This is a genomic window from Actinoplanes teichomyceticus ATCC 31121, assembly GCF_003711105.1.
Classification (GTDB): domain Bacteria; phylum Actinomycetota; class Actinomycetes; order Mycobacteriales; family Micromonosporaceae; genus Actinoplanes; species Actinoplanes teichomyceticus.
In genome coordinates this window covers 7,032,880-7,046,293 of the sequence record NZ_CP023865.1, presented here as the reverse complement: position 1 = coordinate 7,046,293, position 13,414 = coordinate 7,032,880, and the positions used below count along the sequence as shown (strand labels likewise).

At 72.1% G+C, this 13,414-nt stretch carries 12 protein-coding genes; 8 read left to right on the top strand and 4 right to left on the bottom strand.

Annotated elements, in window-relative coordinates:
* The first annotated feature begins 24 nt into the window (after positions 1 to 24).
* From dapA to ACTEI_RS30830, 3 genes are all read left to right on the top strand, one after another.
* Positions 25 to 918, top strand: a complete 894-nt coding sequence (gene dapA / locus ACTEI_RS30840; RefSeq protein ID WP_122980856.1) for a 4-hydroxy-tetrahydrodipicolinate synthase — start codon at positions 25 to 27, stop codon at positions 916 to 918.
* Positions 919 to 931: 13 nt separating this feature from the next.
* Complete coding sequence (locus ACTEI_RS30835; RefSeq protein WP_122980855.1) at positions 932 to 2,620, top strand: ribonuclease J; 1,689 nt, start codon at positions 932 to 934, stop codon at positions 2,618 to 2,620.
* Between the two features lie 113 nt (positions 2,621 to 2,733).
* Positions 2,734 to 4,281, top strand: coding sequence for a S1 family peptidase (locus tag ACTEI_RS30830; protein ID WP_122980854.1), 1,548 nt, complete (start codon positions 2,734 to 2,736; stop codon positions 4,279 to 4,281).
* A 67-nt stretch (positions 4,282 to 4,348) separates the two neighbouring features.
* Here ACTEI_RS30830 and ACTEI_RS30825 read toward each other — a convergent pair whose 3' ends face one another.
* A complete protein-coding gene (locus ACTEI_RS30825) occupies positions 4,349 to 4,756 on the bottom strand; it encodes a YbjN domain-containing protein (protein WP_164466191.1) in 408 nt (135 codons plus the stop codon).
* 86 nt (positions 4,757 to 4,842) lie between these two features.
* Here ACTEI_RS30825 and ACTEI_RS30820 point away from each other — a divergent pair, with 86 nt between their 5' ends.
* Entirely contained in the window at positions 4,843 to 7,353 is a 2,511-nt protein-coding gene (locus ACTEI_RS30820; RefSeq protein WP_122980852.1) for an FtsK/SpoIIIE family DNA translocase, read from the top strand.
* On the opposite strand, the gene ACTEI_RS30815 is transcribed toward ACTEI_RS30820, so the two are convergent.
* The 3 genes from ACTEI_RS30815 to ACTEI_RS37515 are packed head-to-tail and all read right to left on the bottom strand — an operon-like array spanning position 7,304 to position 9,832.
* Complete coding sequence (locus ACTEI_RS30815) at positions 7,304 to 7,801, bottom strand: DUF3291 domain-containing protein (protein WP_122980851.1); 498 nt, start codon at positions 7,799 to 7,801, stop codon at positions 7,304 to 7,306. The two genes, ACTEI_RS30820 and ACTEI_RS30815, sit on opposite strands and share 50 nt — an antisense overlap.
* A 32-nt stretch (positions 7,802 to 7,833) precedes the next feature.
* A complete protein-coding gene (locus tag ACTEI_RS30810; RefSeq protein WP_122980850.1) occupies positions 7,834 to 8,490 on the bottom strand; it encodes a helix-turn-helix transcriptional regulator in 657 nt (218 codons plus the stop codon).
* A 49-nt stretch (positions 8,491 to 8,539) separates the two neighbouring features.
* Entirely contained in the window at positions 8,540 to 9,832 is a 1,293-nt protein-coding gene (locus tag ACTEI_RS37515; protein ID WP_145830753.1) for a hypothetical protein, read from the bottom strand.
* A gap of 118 nt (positions 9,833 to 9,950) precedes the next feature.
* On the opposite strand from ACTEI_RS37515, the gene rimO reads away from it, so the two are divergent.
* From rimO to ACTEI_RS30785, 4 genes are all read left to right on the top strand, one after another.
* Positions 9,951 to 11,408 carry a 30S ribosomal protein S12 methylthiotransferase RimO gene (gene rimO, locus ACTEI_RS30800; protein WP_122980849.1) on the top strand — a complete coding sequence of 486 codons (1,458 nt, stop codon included), beginning with the start codon at positions 9,951 to 9,953 and terminating at the stop codon, positions 11,406 to 11,408.
* Complete coding sequence (gene pgsA, locus ACTEI_RS30795) at positions 11,405 to 12,001, top strand: CDP-diacylglycerol--glycerol-3-phosphate 3-phosphatidyltransferase (RefSeq protein ID WP_122980848.1); 597 nt, start codon at positions 11,405 to 11,407, stop codon at positions 11,999 to 12,001. The genes rimO and pgsA overlap by 4 nt, the downstream gene beginning before the upstream one ends.
* A gap of 15 nt (positions 12,002 to 12,016) precedes the next feature.
* Positions 12,017 to 12,511 (top strand): CinA family protein, encoded by a 495-nt coding sequence (locus ACTEI_RS30790; protein ID WP_122980847.1) that lies wholly within the window; start codon positions 12,017 to 12,019, stop codon positions 12,509 to 12,511.
* A gap of 159 nt (positions 12,512 to 12,670) precedes the next feature.
* On the top strand, positions 12,671 to 13,090 hold the full coding sequence (locus tag ACTEI_RS30785) for a helix-turn-helix domain-containing protein (RefSeq protein ID WP_122980846.1): 420 nt from the start codon (positions 12,671 to 12,673) through the stop codon (positions 13,088 to 13,090).
* Positions 13,091 to 13,414: the final 324 nt, after the last annotated feature.

Genomic DNA, 13,414 nt, shown 5'->3' with positions numbered 1-13,414 from the left:
GGGGCGTCCGATAGGTTGTCAGGTATGACGCACGACCCGCGGCCCTTCGGACGGCTGCTGACCGCCATGGTGACCCCGTTCACCCCGGACGGCTCCCTGGACATCGAGGGCGCGGCCCGCCTGGCCGCCCATCTCGTCGACGAGCAGCGCAACGACGCGCTCGTGATCAGCGGCACCACCGGGGAATCCCCGACCACGACCGACGCGGAGAAGGAGACCCTCCTGCGCGCGGTGATCGAGGCCGTCGGCGACCGGGCCCGGGTCGTGGCCGGGGTCGGCACGAACGACACCGCGCACACCATCGAGCTCGCGCACGCCGCGGAGAAGGCCGGCGCGCACGGGCTGCTCGTGGTGACGCCGTACTACAACAAGCCCCCGCAGGCCGGTGTGCTGCGGCACTTCCGGGCGGTGGCGGACGCGGTCGGCCTGCCGATCATGGCGTACGACATCCCGCACCGGGCCGGCACCGCGATCAGCACCGAGACCATGTGCCGGCTCGCCGAGCACGAGCGGATCGTCGCGGTCAAGGACGCCAAGGGCGACCTGATCGCCAGCTCGTGGGTGCTGAGCCGGACCGGTCTGGCGTACTACTCCGGCGACGACGCGGCCACCCTGCCGCTGCTCTCGATCGGCGGCGTCGGCCTGGTCGGCACCTCGACACACTTCACCGGCCCGCTGGCGAAGGACATGATCGAGGCGTGGGAGCGCGGCGACACGACCGCCGCGCTGGCCCTGCACCGGCAGGCGATGCCGCTGTTCACCGGCATTTTCCGGGCACCGGGGACGATCCTGGTGAAGGCCGGGTTGGCGGCTCTCGGACTGCCGGCGGGCCCGGTCCGGTCGCCGCTGGTCGACGCGAGCGACGAGGAACTGAACCAACTGCGCCAGGACGCCGCCGCGGCCGGCATCGTGCTCTGACAGGAAGAGGCGAATGAGTCAAGCTCACGTGGAGCTGGGTCCGCCGCCGCCGCTGCCGGAGGGCGCCCTGCGCGTCATCCCGCTCGGCGGGCTGGGCGCCATCGGCCGCAACATGACGGTCTTCGAGTTCGACGGCAAGCTGCTGGTCATCGACTGCGGGGTGCTGTTCCCCGACGTCGAGCAGCCCGGCGTGGACCTGATCCTGCCGGACTTCACGCCGATCCTGGACCGGCTCGAGGACATCCAGGCCATCGTGCTGACCCACGGGCACGAGGACCACATCGGCGCGGTGCCGTACCTGCTGGCCCACAAGGCGGACATCCCGCTGGTCGGCTCGGAGTTCACGCTGGCGCTGGTCGAGGCGAAGCTGGCCGAGCGGCGGCTGGACCCGTACACGCTGACCGTGCGTGAGGGCCAGATCGAGCGGCTGGGCCCGTTCGAGTGCGAGTTCTTCGCGGTCAACCACTCGATCCCGGACGCGCTGGCGGTCGCCGTGCGTACCCCGGCCGGGCTGGTGCTGCACACCGGCGACTTCAAGATGGACCAGGTGCCGCTGGACGGGCGGATCACCGACCTGTCCGGCTTCGCCCGGCTCGGCGCCGAGGGCGTCGACCTGCTGCTGTCCGACTCGACGAATGCCGAGGTGCCCGGGTTCGTCACGCCGGAGCGCGACATCGGCCCGGTGCTCAGCTCGATCTTCGGCAAGGCTCGCGGCCGGATCATCGTGGCCAGCTTCGCCTCCCACGTGCACCGGGTCCAGCAGGTGATGGACGCCGCCTGGGAGTACGACCGCAAGGTCGCCCTGATCGGCCGGTCCATGGTCCGCAACATGGGCATCGCCCGGGACCTGGGCCTGCTGCGCATCCCGGACGGCCTGCTGGTCGGCCTGGACGAGGCCACCCACCTGCCGCCGGACGAGATCGTCTTCATGTCCACCGGTTCGCAGGGCGAGCCGATGAGCGCGCTGGGCCGGATGTCCACCGGCGACCACCGGCACATCACCATCGAGTCCGGTGACACGGTGGTGCTGGCCAGCTCGCTGGTGCCGGGCAACGAGACCTCGGTCTACCGGGTGATCAACCAGCTCTCCCGGGCCGGCGCCACGGTCATCCACAAGGAGACCGCCAAGGTGCACGTGTCCGGGCACGCCCCGGCCGGTGAGCTGCTCTACCTGCTGAACGTGACCCGCCCGAGCAACCTGATGCCGGTGCACGGGGAGTGGCGCCACCTGCGCGCGCACGCGCAGCTGGGCATCGAGTCGGGGGTCGCCCCGGACCGGGTGGTGCTCTGCGAGGACGGCGACGTGGTGGACCTGGTGGAGGGGCACGCCCGCCTGGTCGGCCGGGTCAAGAGCCGGTACGTCTACGTCGACGGCCTGGCGGTCGGCGACGTCAGCGAGTCGCTGCTGACCGAGCGGCGGATCCTCGGCGACGGCGGGTTCATCGCGGCCACCGTGGTGATCGACTCGGTGACCGGCAAGGTGGTCGGCGAGCCGAGCATCTCGGCGAAGGGCTTCTCCGAGGACCCGGACGCGTTCAACCCGGTGGTCCCGCTGCTGACCGCGGCCCTGCACCGGTCGGCCGAGGACGGCATCACCGACACCCACCAGCTGCAGCAGGTGGTGCGCCGGACGGTCGGCCGCTGGGTGAACGACGCGTATCGGCGCCGCCCGATGATCGTGCCGACCGTCGTCGAGGTTTAAGAGAACCTTTGGAATCGATGAAAACGGGATAGAACTCAACCGTTTTCGGCCGAGCCGCGTACTCCCAGGCACGGTGCCGCCCCCACGGCACCCGTGGCGGAGGGAGTACCTAGATGCAGCGCAGATCGATCGCCGTGGCTGCGGCGGTGGTGGCGGCGACCGCGGCGGCGGTCGCCTTCACCCTGCCGTCGCTGGCCGACACCACGTCGCCCAGCGGCAGCGGCACGACGAGGGCCAGCGGGGGTGTGTCCCCGGAACTGCTCGCGGCGATGAAGCGCGACCTGGGACTCGACGCTGGTCAGGCGACCACCCGACTGAACCGCTCGAAGTGGGCCGGCGGGGTCTCGGCGACCCTGGCCGCCGCGACCGGCGACGATTTCGGCGGTTCGTGGCTGGCCGCGGACGGCACCACGCTCAAGGTGGCGGTGACCGACGCCGACGCGGCCGCCGAGGTGAAGGCGGCCGGCGCCGTGCCGGTGCTGGTCAAGCGCAGCGAGACGGAGCTGGACGCGGCCAAGACCAGGCTGGACGCGGCCAAGGCCCGCGCCGGTGACCTGACCGGCTGGTACGTCGACCCGCCGACCAACAAGCTGGTCATCGTCGCGCAGCCGGGCGGCAAGGCGGACGCGCTGGCGTTCGCGCGGCGGGCCGGCGTGGCGTCCGACGCGGTGACCGTGAAGATCAGCAACCGGCAGCCGAAGCCGCTGTTCGACGTGCGTGGCGCGGACCCGTACTTCATCGCGGTGGACGGCGGCACGGCCCGCTGCTCGATCGGCTTCTCGGTGGAGGGCGGCTTCGTCACCGCCGGTCACTGCGGCGCGGCGGGCACCCGGACCAGCGGCTTCAACAACCGGGTCCAGGGCGAGGTGCGGACCGCGGTCTTCCCGGGCGCCGCCGACATGGGCTTCGTCGAGGTGAACGGCGACTGGACGCCACGCCCGGTGGTCAACGACTTCGAGGGCAACGAGCTGCCGGTGGCCGGCAGCACCGAGGCCCCGGTCGGCGCGGCGATCTGCCGGTCCGGTTCCACCACCGGCACGCGCTGCGGCACCATCCTGGCCAAGAACCAGACCGTGCGGTACCCGGAGGGCGCGGTGACCGGCCTGACCCGGACCGACGTCTGCGCCGAGGGCGGCGACTCCGGCGGCCCGTGGCTCTCCGGCGACCAGGCGCAGGGGGTCACCTCGGGTGGTTCCGGCGACTGCACGGTCGGCGGCGAGACGTTCTTCCAGCCGGTCAACGAGATCCTGGCGGCCGACAACCTGACGCTGGTGACCACCGGCGGGTCGGCCGCCGAGCCGACCGCGCCGGCCACCGCCGCGCCGTCCGAGGAGCCGGCCGGGAACGCGTCCGGGTGCGCCGCGCAGGCCGTCCAGCGCTCCGGTTCGCTGGCGCGTGCCGGGTCGGCGCAGGCGCAGCCGGACGGGGGCGCCTTCCGGGCCCGGGCCGGGCAGCACACGGCCTGCCTGGACTCGCCCGACGGCGCGAGCTTCGACCTGGTCCTGCAGCGCCTGACCAACCGCGGTTTCCGCACCGTGGCGAAGGCGACCGGGGACGGCGCGAAGACGCTGAGCACCCAGCAGCAGTCCGGGACGTTCCGGTACGTCGTGGTCGCCACGTCCGGCACGGGCGACTACTCGCTGGGCTTCAACGTGCAGTAGCCGCCGCGTACGCGAAAAGGACGTCCGGGAGGCCGGGGCCGTGCGCGGTCCCGGCCTCCCGGTGTGCTCAGCGTTTCAGCTCGCCCAGCGCCTCGCCGAGCCGGCAGCCGGTGGCGATCCCGCAGATCAGCACCTGGTCGAGCTGCTCCGGGGTGACGCCGCGCTCCCAGTCGGTCGACACCTCGCCCACCACGATCACCGACCCGTCGTCGGTGACCTGCACATAAGCCTTCGGCCACAGCTGGTCGCGGTTCCAGGTGTTGCAGAACTCGTAGAGCCGCGGGACGTCCTCGACCGTGAAGACGTGCTGCATCATCGCGCGGATCTGCAGCATCTCCTTGTTCTGGCCGAGGCGGAAGAAATAGATCAGGTTGCCCTGGAAGTTCCCGGCGATGTCACCGTCGGCATCGACGAAGTACGCGAACCCCCGCGCGTCCAGGGCGGCTTTGATCATCTCGTTGTCGAGTGGTTGCACTCGGTGAGCCTAGACAACGCGAAAGCGAGAAGTGGTCACGGTGCGCCTTCTCGATGCTTCGGGTTCCGCCGGATACGGTGTCCTCCATGGCGGGCCGTACTCCTCCGGCGAGCCGGGGTCGCGCCGCGTCCGCGTCGCGCGGCGCCGCGACCTCGCGTGCCCGCCAGCCGGCTGCCCGAGGCGTCAAGGCGGCCCGCCCGGCCGCCCGCAAGCGCCCGGCGGCCAGGCGGAGCGGCACCGCCGGCAGCGGCCTGGCCATCGGCGTGGGCCGCGGCGTCACCGCCGTCTGGATGGGCCTGGCGCACAGCGTCGGCTGGGTCGCCCGCGGTGCCGGGCAGAACGCCCGCAACATCGGCCCGGAGCACCGCCGGGACGGCGCCGGCCTGCTCATGCTGGGCTTCTCGATCCTGACCGCGGTCGCCGTCTGGGCCGGCAGCGCCGGACCGGTCGGCCGGCGGCTGGCCGATGCGGTGCACCTGTTCTTCGGTGGCCTGGGGGTCTTCCTGCCGCTGCTGTTCTTCTACGGCGCGGTGCGGCTGATGCGCGAGCCGGTGGACCCGGACCACCGGGGCCGTAACCCGGTCGGCTGGTCGGCGATCCTGGTGGCCACCGCGAGCCTGCTCTACCTCTCCGACGAGCCGCGTGACGACATCGCGCTGACCGGCGACGGCGGCCTGCTCGGCTACGGCGTCGGCGCCCTGCTGGAGCGGGCGGTGACCGCCTGGGTCGCGGTGCCGCTGCTGATCCTGCTGTTCGTCTTCGGCCTGCTGGTGATCACCGCGACCCCGATCGCGAAGATCCCGGAGCGGTTCCTGCTGCTGGCCGACCTGGTGCTCGGCCGGTCCGCGCAGCGCCGGCCGGTGGTGCGCACCCCGCTGGAGCCGGACGACGCCGAGCCGCTCGCGGAGGCCCCGGCGAAGCCGCGCCGGGCGCCGCGCCGCCGGCCGGCCCCGGTCACGCCGCTGGACGAGATGCTTGTGCCGGAGCCGCCGGAGGAGGACCTGGTCCTGCACGACACGGTGGTCCTGCCGAAGGCGCCGGCCGGCCGCCGCAAGCCGGCCCCGCAGCCGCCGGAGCACTCCGAGCCGCTGCCCACCCGCGCCGAGCAGCTGGAGATCTCCGCGGTCGCCGGCGACTACCGCCTGCCGCCGCCCCACCTGCTCGCCGCCGGTGCCCCGCCGAAGGCGCGCAGCCGGGCCAACGACGAGATCATGGCGGCGCTCACCGGCGTGTTCGAGCAGTTCAACGTGGACGCGGTGGTCACCGGCTTCACCCGGGGCCCGACCGTCACCCGGTACGAGGTGGAGATCGGCCCGGGTACCAAGGTGGAGCGGATCACCCAGCTGTCGCGCAACATCGCCTACGCGGTGAAGTCCCCGGACGTGCGGATCCTCTCGCCGATCCCGGGCAAGAGCGCGGTCGGCGTGGAGATCCCGAACACCGACCCGGAGAACGTGGCGCTCGGCGACGTGCTGCGCTCGCGCGCGGCCACCGCCGACCACCACCCGATGCTGGTCGCCCTCGGCAAGGACATCGAGGGCGGGTTCGTGGTGGCGAACCTGGCCAAGATGCCGCACATCCTGATCGCCGGCGCGACCGGCGCGGGTAAGTCGAGCTGCCTGAACTCGCTGCTGGTGTCGCTGCTGACCCGGGCCACGCCGGACGAGGTGCGGCTGCTGCTGGTCGACCCGAAGCGGGTGGAGATGACCGCGTACGAGGGCATCCCGCACCTGGTCACACCGATCATCACGAACCCGAAGAAGGCCGCGGACGCCCTGGAGTGGGTGGTCCGGGAGATGGACATGCGGTACGACGATCTGGCCGCCAACGGGGTGCGCCACATCGACGACTTCAACCGCAAGGTCCGCAACGGGGAGATCACCGCGCCGCCGGGCAGCGAGCGGGTGATGCAGCCGTACCCGTACCTGCTGGTGATCATCGACGAGCTGGCCGACCTGATGATGGTCGCCCCGCGCGACGTGGAGGACTCGGTCGTCCGGATCACCCAGCTGGCCCGGGCGGCCGGCATCCACCTGGTGCTGGCGACACAGCGGCCGTCGGTGGACGTGGTGACCGGCCTGATCAAGGCGAACGTGCCGTCCCGGCTGGCGTTCGCGACGTCGTCGCTGGCCGACTCCCGGGTCATCCTGGACCAGCCGGGCGCGGAGAAGCTGCTCGGCCGTGGTGACGGCCTGTTCCTGCCGATGGGCGCCTCGAAACCGGTCCGGATCCAGGGCGCCTGGGTGGACGAGAAAGAGATCGCCGCGGTCGTCAAGTTCTGCAAGGACCAGCGGGAACCGGAGTTCCGCGAGGACGTCACCGAGGTGCCGGCCAGCAAGAAGAAGCAGATCGACGAGGAGATCGGCGACGATCTGCAGCTGCTCCTGCAGGCCATCGAGCTGGTGGTGACCAGTCAGTTCGGCTCGACGTCGATGCTGCAGCGCAAGCTGCGGGTGGGCTTCGCCAAGGCCGGCCGGTTGATGGATCTGATGGAGACCCGCGGCATCGTCGGACCGTCCGAGGGCTCCAAGGCCCGCGACGTGCTGGTCAAGCCGGACGAGCTGGAAGAGGCGCTGGCCGCGCTGCGGGTGGACTGACCTGCGGGACCGGGAACGGGCGCCGGAAGGTGAACGCCTCGGGTGTGGGGCCGTCGGCGCGCAGCTGAGCGAGCCGGGAGATCGCCTGCCGCATGGTGGGGACGTCCCCGGCCGGGATCCACCACAGCACCAGCGAGTCGCGGTGCCCGTGCGGGAGGAACCACTCCCGGCGGCGGCGCAGGTAGTCCAGGTGGGTGCTCCGGTAGGCGTACGCCCGCAGGTCCTCCAGCGACGCCCAGACGGAGAGCGTGAAGATCGTGCGGGGGTCGTCCGGCGCGGCGATGGTGCCGTCGCCGCTGTCCCCGACCAGCCGCCAGACGAAACCGGGGGAGCGGTCGGCCAGCTCGTTCATCAACGTGACGCCCTCGACGAAGTCGGCCATCGCGGGGTCGTCCAGGGGCGCTCTGAGGCGGGCGGTGTTCATCTGGGCGAGGTGGAAGGCGCTCATGGGAGTCAGCTCATCAGCCCCGCACTCTAATGTCAATCAGATTGCTTTTTAGAAAGTGTCACGCAGCAGCGCCCCGGGGCGGCGTCCATCCGGGCGGTCCACCGCGCGTCCAGCCCGGCCCCGCCCAGCAGGCCGGTGACCATCGCCAGGTTCATCCCGCAGATCACCGGCGGAAACTGCTCGGCGAGCTGGTGGAACGGGCAGTTGCGCAGCTCGATCCGGTCCGGGCCGTCCGGCGCCGGCGCGTACCCGTGGCCGGTGAGCAGCTCGGTCACGTCCGGGCCGGGGGCGGCCTGCCGGCCGTGCCGCTCGGCCACCCGGTAGAGGACGTCCTCGGCGCCGGCCTGCTCCAGCGCCTCGGCGAGCAGCTCGGCGGCGGTGCGGTAGGACCGCGGCGGCACGCTGACCGCGTGCTCCGCCGCGGCGATCCGGTACAGCTTGGCGGGACGCCCGGCGCCCGGCCCGGTCCGGCCCGACCTGCGTGCGTACGACGTCTCCAGCAGCCCGGCGGCGACGAGCTTGTCCAGGTGGAACGCGGCGAGGGTGCGGCCGATGCCGAGCGCCTCGGCCACCTCGTCGCGCCCGAGTGGCCCGGTGCCGCCGGCCACCACCCGGTACGCCTGCCGCCGCACGCCGTCGGCGAGGGCGGTCACGGCGTCCAGGTCGTCGAGGTCCTCGGAAGTCGTCACGCCGCCATCGTATTGCCAATCGGCCTTGGCGCTAGAACGGCCGCCCCGGTCAGGCCGGGCTGGCGGCCAGCGACTCGCCCGCCCGCGCCGGGGCGGCCGGCTCCGGGTCCCCGCCGGCCGCCGGTTCCTGCGCCGCCGGTTCCTGCGCCGCCGGTTCCTGCGCCGCCGGCTCGGGCGCCGCCGGCTCGGGCGCTCCGGCCGGCGCTCCGAACACGTCCCGGACAAGGGTGTGGACCGTCACGACCAGTGCGGCCAGCATGAACCCGGCCGGGATCATCGGATCGATGATCTTGTCGTTCCGGCCGAACAGGAACGGCTGGTACATCAACAGCGACGCGGCCTGCACCAGCATCGGCACGTACCAGAGCCGGGGCCGGTAGATCGCCAGCACCAGGCTCAGCACGTCGGCCAGGAAGAAGTACCGCTCGTGCATGCCGGGCATGAGGAACGGCACCCCGATCGCGAAGGCGGCGGCCGCGGTCACGATCCGGGTGGCGTCCATCCGGATGCCGCGGGCCACCAGCACGTAGATGAGCCCGAGCACCAGGGCCGCGGTGAACAGGTAGGCGAGGTTGCGTACCGTGTCGGCCCGCGCGGTGAACGGGAAGAACGTCCAGACCGACGGCGCGTTCGAGGTCAGCGCGGGCACGTGCACCGACTGCCGGGCGGGGTCGTAGATGGTGAGCAGCTCGACCGGGTCCCGGCCGAGCAGGATCGCCGGCAGATCCAGCAGCACCCAGGTCACCGGCGCGGCCACCAGCGGCAGCAGCCGCATCGAGCCGGCCAGCACCATCAGGGCCAGCAGCGGGAAGATGAAGACGCCCTGCGGCTTGACGGCCAGCGCGACGGTGCAGAACACCACGCAGTGCCAGGGCTTCCCGCGCACCAGGAAGTGGACGCCGCCGAGGGCGAACGAGGCCCACATGGCGTCCATCTGGCCGTAGAACGAGGCGTTGATCACCACGGTCGGCAACAGCACCATGATCAGCGCGCCGGCCACCCCGGCCCGGACACCCCAGCGGAACGCGGCGAGCCGGTAGGTGAAGAAGGCGAGCAGGACGTCGAAGGCGGTCCAGACCAGCTTGATCTTGATGGTGATCGAGCCGGGCAGCAGCGAGGCGGCCCAGAGCAGGTACAGGAACGGGGCGTTGTAGTTGCCGATCTCCTTGCCGAGCCCCTCGAATCCGCCCGCCGCCAGCAGCTTCCGGTACCACGCCGTGAAGATCCGCATGTCCTCGGTCTGCTCGTGCCGGCCCGCGTACCGGGCCAGGGCGGCCACGGCGATCAGAGCCAGGACGAGGAGCGCCTCCGAGGCGAGACGTCGATCGAGCCGGTTTCGCATGAGCGGGCACCCTATGAGACCGATCTGAACGCCGTGCGAAGTTCAGATGGCCCGGGTGGCACCGGCCACCGGCCGTGCGGGGGAACGCCGTCCCGGCGCCGCCCGGTAACCTTGGCGGGTGTCTGTAACTCCCTCTTCCCGCCGTGTCGCCCTGCTGACCCTGGGCTGTGCCCGTAACGAGGTCGACTCGGAGGAGCTCGCCGCCCGCCTCGACGCCGAGGGCTGGGAGGTCGGCACCGACGCCGCGAAAGCCGACGTCGTGCTCGTCAACACCTGCGGCTTCGTGGAGAAGGCGAAACAGGACTCGATCGACACGCTGCTCGCCGCCGCCGACACCGGGGCCAAGGTGGTCGCGGCCGGCTGCATGGCCGAGCGGTACGGCCGCGAGCTGGCGGAAAACCTGCCCGAGGCCGACGCGGTGCTCGGCTTCGACGACTACACCGACATCGGCGCCCGGCTCGACGGCGTGCTGGCCGGCGAGCGGTTCGACGCGCACACCCCGCGTGACCGCCGCGAGCTGCTCCCGATCACCCCGGTGCAGCGGCACACCGGCAAGGTGGTGGTGCCCGGGCACGCCACCGTCGACGAGCACACCCCGGCCCACCTGCGCAAGGTGCTGCGCCGCCGGCTCGACTCCGGCCCGGTCGCCTCGCTCAAGCTGGCCAGCGGCTGTGACCGGCGGTGCGCGTTCTGCGCGATCCCGGCGTTCCGCGGGGCGTTCGTCTCCCGCGACCCGCAGGAGCTGCTGGCCGAGGCGGAATGGCTGGCCAGGACCGGCGTCCGCGAGCTGGTGCTGGTCAGTGAGAACAGCACGTCGTACGGCAAGGACCTGGGCGACCCGCGCCTGCTGGAGAAACTGCTGCCGCAGCTGGCCGCGGTCGACGGGATCGTCCGGGTGCGGGCCAGCTACCTGCAGCCCGCCGAGACCCGGCCCGGCCTGATCGAGGCGATCGCCACCACGCCCGGCGTCGCGGCGTACTACGACCTGTCGTTCCAGCACTCCAGCGAACCGGTGCTGCGCCGGATGCGCCGCTTCGGCTCCACCGAGCGCTTCCTGGAACTCCTCGACTCGGCCCGCAAGCTGGCCCCGGAAGCCGGCGCCCGGAGCAACTTCATCGTCGGCTTCCCCGGCGAGACCCGGCAGGACGTCGACGAGCTGGTCCGCTTCCTGACCGAAGCCCGGCTGGACGCGGTCGGCGTCTTCGACTACAGCGACGAGGACGGCACCGAGGCGGCCGGCCTGCCCGGCAAGGTCCGCCCGGCCACCGTCAAGCGACGGTACGACCGGGTGGTCGCGCTCGCCGAGGAGCTCTGCGCGCAGCGTGCCGAGGACCGGATCGGCAACCTGGTCGAGGTGCTGGTCGACTCGACCGACGACGGGGAGATCGAGGGCCGGGCCGAGCACCAGGCCCCCGAGGTCGACGGCTCCACCACCCTCGTGGCCGGCGACCAGGGCGTCGACCTGGCCGCGCTGCGTCCGGGCGACCTGGTGCGGGCGCGGGTCACCGGCACCGAGGGTGTCGACCTGCTGGCGGTGCCGATCGAGATGATCTCGGCCGCGCAGGTCGACCGGTGACCGACGAGCCGGTTCCGGTGGCCGCACCGCGCGTGGTGTCGCTCTACAACGCGGCCAACGCGCTGACCGTGGTCCGGCTCATCCTCGTCCCGGTCTTCCTGGCCCTGGTGGTCGCCTCCGGAATGACCGACCACGACTGGCGGGTCGGGGCCTGCCTGGCCTTCTGCGTGGCCTCGGCCACCGACTTCGTGGACGGCTGGATCGCCCGCCGCTGGGAGCTGGTCACCTCGTTCGGCAAGGTCGCCGACCCGATCGCGGACAAGGCGCTCACCGGCACCGCGCTGGTCCTGCTCTCCGCCTACGGCCAGGTGCCCTGGTGGGTCACCGGCGCGATCCTGATCCGCGAGTGGGGCGTCACCGCGCTCCGGTTCTGGGTGATCAGGTACGGCATCATCCCGGCCTCCCGGGGCGGCAAACTCAAGACCGGCCTGCAGACCGCGGCCATCGCCTGGTACCTCTGGCCCTTCCCGGACCCGCTCGACGCCGCCGGCGCGTGGCTGATGGGCGCCGCGCTGGTGGTCACCGTGGTCACCGGATTCGATTACGTGGTTCAGGCGTTGCGGCTGCGACGGGACGCCCGCCCCGGTTCCTGAAGTGGTGAGGAGGACATGGTGGACATGTCGGTGGCCGCGGCCGCGGCCGTGCACGTGCTGGTCGAGCGGCACCAGACGCTGGCGACCGCGGAGTCGCTGACCGGCGGGCTGGTGGCCGCCACGATCGTCGAGATCCCCGGGGTCAGCGCGGTGTACCGGGGCGGCATGGTGGTCTACGCCACCGAGCTCAAGGGCACGCTCGCCGGCGTACCGGAGGATCTGCTCGCCCAGCGCGGCCCGGTCGACGGTGACGTCGCCGCCAAGCTCGCGGAGGGCGTCCGGGAGCGCTGCGGCGCGGACTGGGGCGTGGCCACCACCGGCGTCGCCGGCCCGGAGCCGCAGGACGGCAAGCCGGTCGGCCTGGTCTACGTGGCGGTCGCCGGACCGTCCGGCACGCAGGTGCGCGAATTGCGGCTGACCGGGAACCGGGCGGCTGTCCGTACCGAAAGTGTGACCGCCGTCCTGCAATTGCTCAGCGACATGCTGCGCACTCAACCGGCTCCGGTCTGAGCAGGGAATATCGCCGGTCCTGAGGCGGTTGTCCGGATACGCCGTGAGCGCGCCGGACGAGGAATTCGGCGGGGCGGGATGTCGCCGTCGCTCGCGGCAGGTACGGTTGCGGGAAGCCTCCGGCGTGTGCCGGCGGCCCCGCCCGCAGGAGGAGGTGCCATGGTCCTGCTACGCCGGGTTATCGGCGACGCACTTCGTGCGCGCCGGCAGGGACAGCACCGCACGCTGCGCGAGGTGTCGACCGCCGCGAACGTCAGCCTGGGTTACCTGTCCGAGATCGAGCGCGGTCAGAAAGAGGCATCCAGCGAGCTGCTCGCGGCCATCTGCGACGCGCTCGGCGCCCGCCTCTCCGAGGTGCTCGGTGAGGTCAGCAACACTCTGTCCCTGGCTGAGAACATGGAGGGCGTGCTCGTCCCGGTCGAGGGCCAGCCCGCCACACCCGAGCCGGTCCGCGCCGAGGCGGCGCGCCGGGTGGCGACGGACGGCAGCGTGTCGGTGTCGGTGCGCCAGGACTCGCCGCTGAAGGCGACCCTGCACGCGACTCGCAAATCCCAGCGCGACGTGGTCTACGCTGCATAGTTTTGCCTCGCTCCGCTCGGCGGCATTGCGTCCCTTCGGAGTCGATGCCGAACGCCTCCAAAACGACCACGTTCGCCTGTCGTTCTCGAGGCGTTCGACATCGACGGGCGCCATCCGTGGTGGTGACGGGGTTTCGCTGACGAGGTGCGTGAGGGTTGCGCTCCGGGCGTGCGGTCCTACGGCGTTCGATCCAGGGCTGGTGTGCCTCGCCGCGGGACTCCGGGGGGCGTAGCCTCGTTCTCAGGCTCGATGCCAGGGGAGACCCTGAGATACCCCGTAGGTCACGTGACGTCGCTGGCGTCGGGCTGACACGATGGTTCTCGC